Annotated in this window: 4 protein-coding genes and 1 pseudogene; 1 reads left to right on the top strand and 4 read right to left on the bottom strand. The window is 64.4% G+C overall.

Features of this window, described 5'->3' with window-relative positions:
- Positions 1-134 precede the first annotated feature (134 nt).
- Positions 135-1238, top strand: coding sequence for a ribonuclease HI family protein (locus AHiyo1_RS08035; protein WP_059388208.1), 1104 nt, complete (start codon positions 135-137; stop codon positions 1236-1238).
- Positions 1239-1325: 87 nt separating this feature from the next.
- Here AHiyo1_RS08035 and AHiyo1_RS08030 read toward each other — a convergent pair whose 3' ends face one another.
- The 4 genes and pseudogenes from AHiyo1_RS08030 to AHiyo1_RS08015 all read right to left on the bottom strand — a co-directional run.
- On the bottom strand, positions 1326-1616 hold the full coding sequence (locus AHiyo1_RS08030) for a WXG100 family type VII secretion target (RefSeq protein WP_059388207.1): 291 nt from the start codon (positions 1614-1616) through the stop codon (positions 1326-1328).
- Between the two features lie 149 nt (positions 1617-1765).
- Positions 1766-3246: pseudogene (locus AHiyo1_RS08025) on the bottom strand (sensor histidine kinase).
- A gap of 2 nt (positions 3247-3248) precedes the next feature.
- The gene (locus AHiyo1_RS08020; RefSeq protein WP_059388206.1) at positions 3249-3959 is read right to left on the bottom strand and encodes a response regulator transcription factor; all 711 of its coding nucleotides are present in this window, start codon (positions 3957-3959) and stop codon (positions 3249-3251) included.
- 84 nt (positions 3960-4043) lie between these two features.
- Positions 4044-4432: LysE/ArgO family amino acid transporter (locus AHiyo1_RS08015; RefSeq protein ID WP_172465527.1), on the bottom strand; the 389-nt coding region annotated here is incomplete at its 5' end.

The raw sequence follows: 4432 nt of genomic DNA, 5'->3' as shown, positions 1-4432 counted from the left end.
GTCGGTTTGGGCGGACGCTCGCTCACGTATGTCGGGTTTTGGGCGGACGCTCGCTCACGTATGTCGGGTTTTGGGCGGACGCCGCTCACTTCTGGGGTCAAGGAGTGTCGGGGTGGTCTGGCAGGATGGAAACCATGACGATTATTGCTGCCGCCGATGGTTCTGCCCTCGGCAATCCCGGGCCTGCCGGTTGGGCCTGGTACGTGAACGACTCTTGCTGGAGGGCCGGGGGGTGGCCGCACGGAACCAACAACCAGGGCGAGCTCATGGCGGTGCTGGACCTCTTCCGGTCCACGGCACATGTTCCCGATGAAGAGCTGAAGATTCTCTGCGACAGCCAGTACGTCATCAATTGCATCACCAAGTGGATGCCGGGATGGAAGCGCAAGGGCTGGCGCAAAGCGGACGGGAAGCCCGTCTTGAACGTCGATCTCCTCAAGGACATCGACCAGGCTATTGTCGGCCGCAAGTACTCGTTCGAGTGGGTCAAAGGCCATGCCGGCCACGACCTCAACGAGGCGGCCGACGATCGCGCGCGTGCGGTCGCCACAGCGTTCCAGCAGGGAATAGCCGCGCCTGCCGGGCCGGGCTATCCGGGAGCTGAAGCCGCACGGTCCTTGTCCCGCACGCTGTCAGTCGGCACACCATCAGTCGGCACGCCGTCAGCCCGCACGTCGTCAGCCCGTACAGCGCCTATGGAGGCGCCCTCGCTTTTCGACGACGACCACGACGACGCGGATGCCCAGGATGAAGACCTCACGTTGTTCGGCGGTCAGGACCTCTCAACCGGGTCGTCCTTGCCGAACGCGGCGGGGGCGTTCACGGAGCAGGAGACGTTCATCGAGCCCACTTTGTTCGCTGGTGACGACGAAGGGGTCCTTGGCCAGGCCGGCGGACGCTCGGACGAGGAAACGGTCATTCTCCTTGAGAGGGAGCTCCTGAGGCCCGACGTCAGGGGAGACCTCGGGCGCACAGGGATCCTGCTGCACCCGGACTTTACCGAGATTGGCAGCTCCGGACGCGTCTGGTCCCGGGACGAACTCATGATGGCGTTGGAGGGCGATCCCGGGGAAAGCGCGGAAGTAGAAATAATTTCCGCTGAACGCCTCTCCAGTAACACCATGCTGCTCAGTTATAGAAGTTATGGGCGAACAGGCTCCGCATTGCGGAGCTCGATCTGGTTGCTCGACGACGGCCGATGGAGGTTGCGCTTCCACCAGTCGACGCCGGAGAAGTAACGGCTCAGAAGCAACCGGACCCTGGAAAGCGGCTGGACCCCGGCGGGACGGCGGATTGGCCGCACCGCCGGAACCCGGGCCCAGCTGTCAGTAACTGAACCGCTGGGTGTTGCCTTGCTCGGTTTGGAGGTAGCTTGCCGCCGCGGAGGACAGCGCGAGGTTGATGGATGCGAGCGAAGCCTCCACCTTGTTCTGGGTCAGCGTCCACTCCGAGACGAGGGCCTGGAAGTTGTTGGCCGCTGATCCCTTCCACGTAGCTTGGAGCTCGTCCAGGCCCCGTTTCATCGCTTGGACGTCGGCGCTGATCCGATCCACGGTGGCCTTGACGTTGGCGGACTTGAGCTGGAGCAGTTCGGTATCGACGGAGATAACGCTCATGGGGCGTTGCCTTTCAATCAAAGAGATCCGCAGGTGCGGCTGGCTTGTGGTCCACACCACGAGCCTAGAAGCCGTCACATGGCCCGGACAGCGCCGAGTCTCCCTATGTGGACAACTCGCTCAATCAAGCCGCCAGGCATAGAAGACTGCTAGTCGGAGATCTCCGCCTCGGCGATGCCCGCATCTTCGGGCATCTCGGACAGCTCGTCCTGGAAGGGGAGGCTGACAACCAGGGTGGCTCCGCCGCCGTCGGTCTCTTCGACCCGGACGGTACCGCGGTGGGATCCGACAATTGCAGCCACAATCGCGAGACCGAGCCCGCTGCCGCCCGTTTCCCGCGTGCGCGAAGTGTCCGCCCTGTAAAAGCGCTCGAAAATCCGGGGCAGTTCCTCGGCCGGAATGCCGCTGCCGTGGTCCCGCACCTCGAGAACGGACAACGGGCCGGCGGGCGTGTTCCGGACCCCGACGGCGAGCTCAATCGGCGTTCCTTCGGGGGTGTAGCGCAAGGCGTTACCCACCAGGTTCCCCAGGACCTGACGAAGCTTGGCCTCGTCACCCTGGACCGGGGCAGGCGCTGCCGCTCCGCCGTCGAGCCCTGTGAGCGAAATCTTCCGCTCGCCCGACGTTGCGAGTGAGTCTACGACGCGTCATTCGCCAGTAGGTGCAGATCCACCGGCTTGAGCTGCAAAGGCCGTTGTTCGTCCAGGCGGGCCAGCAGCAGCAGGTCTTCCACCATGGATCCCATGCGCTTGGCTTCGCTCTCGATCCTGCCCATGGCGGTGCCCACGTCTTCCGGCGTGGCAAGGGCGCCGTGGCGGTAAAGCTCGGAGAAGCCGCGGATGGTGACCAAGGGCGTGCGCAGCTCGTGGGAGGCGTCGGCGGCGAATCGCCGCATCCTTGCCTCGGAGGCGGCACGCGCCGCAAAGGACGATTCAATGTGCGCGAGCATGGCGTTGAGGGAAGCGCCCAGGCGGCCGACCTCGGTGACCGGATTCTCGATATCCACGCGACGCGAGAGATCACCGGCAGCGATTGCGGCCGCCGTCTTCTCAACGCGGGCGAGGGGGCGGAAGGAACGTGCAACGGTCCATGTCGCGATGAAGAACGCGAGCACCAGGGTCAAGAGTCCGACGCCGACCACCACGAGCGTGGCGTGTTCCATGACTCGGTCCACGGGGGACAGCGGCAGGCCCACGATCACCACCGCGTTCTGCCCGGTCCGGTTGTCCACTACGTTGACCGCCACCACACGCCAATCGCCGCCAGCGGTGCCGTTCACCTGGAAGGGTGCGTAATTGCGGTTCTTGGCCTCAACCGGGGTGATGCTGGCGATGCTCGGCCGATCCGTCTTGCTTCCGCCGAACGGATAGGGCGGCTGGCCCTGGACGTAGAGCGTCAGGGAATAGTCCGTGGGCACGGCGGGGCTCGCCTCAGACAGGTTGGCAAAGGACTGCTGCTGCTGGGCGATCTGGACGGCAGCCCTGAGCTTGTCATCCACTTGCCCTTGGAGGTAGCTCTTGACGAGCGTCAGCGTCCCGGCGCCAGTAGCGGCCAAGGCAAGGAGCAGCAGCCCCATGATGATGGCGACCAGCTGCGACCTGAGGGAGGCCGACTTCCAACGGTTGAACAAAGTCAGCGCTTCTCGGCCGTCCGCAATACGTAACCGACGCCGCGCTTGGTCTGGATCAAGGCAGTGGCATCCGGATCAATGTCCACCTTGCGCCGGAGGTAGGAAATGTAGGACTCCACGATCGAGGCGTCGCCATTGAAGTCGTATTCCCAGACGTGGTCCAGGATCTGCGCCTTGGAAAGCACCCGGTTGGGGTTCAGCATGAGGTAGCGGAGCAGCTTGAACTCGGTGGGCGACAGCTCGATGATGGTGCCGCCGCGGCGGACCTCGTGCGCGTCGTCGTCGAGCTCCAGGTCATCTACGCGGATGACGGCGTCGTCGTCTTCCATTGGCTGCGTGCGGCGAAGCACGGCGCGGATCCGCGCCACCACTTCATCCAGGCTGAAAGGCTTGGTGACGTAGTCGTCGCCGCCCACGGTCAGGCCCGTGACCTTGTCCTCCGTGTCGTCCTTGGCAGTCAGGAACAGGACAGGGAAGTGCTTACCGGCGGCGCGAAGGCGGCGGGTGACAGTGAACCCGTCCATGTCGGGGAGCATGACATCCAGGACCGCGAGGTCCGGGGCGTGAAGATCGGCGGCAGCGAGCGCTTCGCGGCCGTTCGACGCCGCAACGACCTCAAAGCCGGCAAAGCGCAGCGAGGTGGAGAGCAGCTCACGGATGTTGGGTTCGTCGTCGACGACGAGGAGCTTGGCTTCGGGGCCGTTCTTTTTCATACCATTCATGATGCTCCCAGTTTCTGGGAGTTGACTGGACGCTTGTTGTGAGAATTATCGGGGTGTCGTGGTTGTGGGCCCGGGCTAACTGCCGAGAGCCAGCCCGACGCCGAGTCCCACCATGGTGACAGCAATTCCGCCGTCAAGGATTCGCCAGGACGCCGGTCGCGCAAAGAATCCGCGCAGCAGTTTCGCGCCGAAGCCGAGGGAACAGAACCATAGGATACTGCCCAGCATGGCTCCGGCGCCGAACCACCACTGCAGCCCGGGTCCTTGCGCGTTCGCCACGGATCCCAGGAGCAATACGGTGTCCAGGTAGACGTGGGGGTTGAGCCATGTCAGCGCCATGACAGTCGCCAGTGCTGACGCCAGTCCGCTTCGGCCGGCCCCCGACGGTCCAGGTTCCGCGGAGACGAGCGCTTGCGGCCTTAGGATGCGCCGTGCCGCCATCACGCCGTATGTCACCAGGAATG

This window comes from Arthrobacter sp. Hiyo1 (assembly GCF_001263615.2).
Taxonomy (GTDB): domain Bacteria; phylum Actinomycetota; class Actinomycetes; order Actinomycetales; family Micrococcaceae; genus Arthrobacter.
The sequence above is the reverse complement of the archived record's forward strand: the minus strand, read 5'-3'. Positions and strand labels throughout refer to the sequence as shown.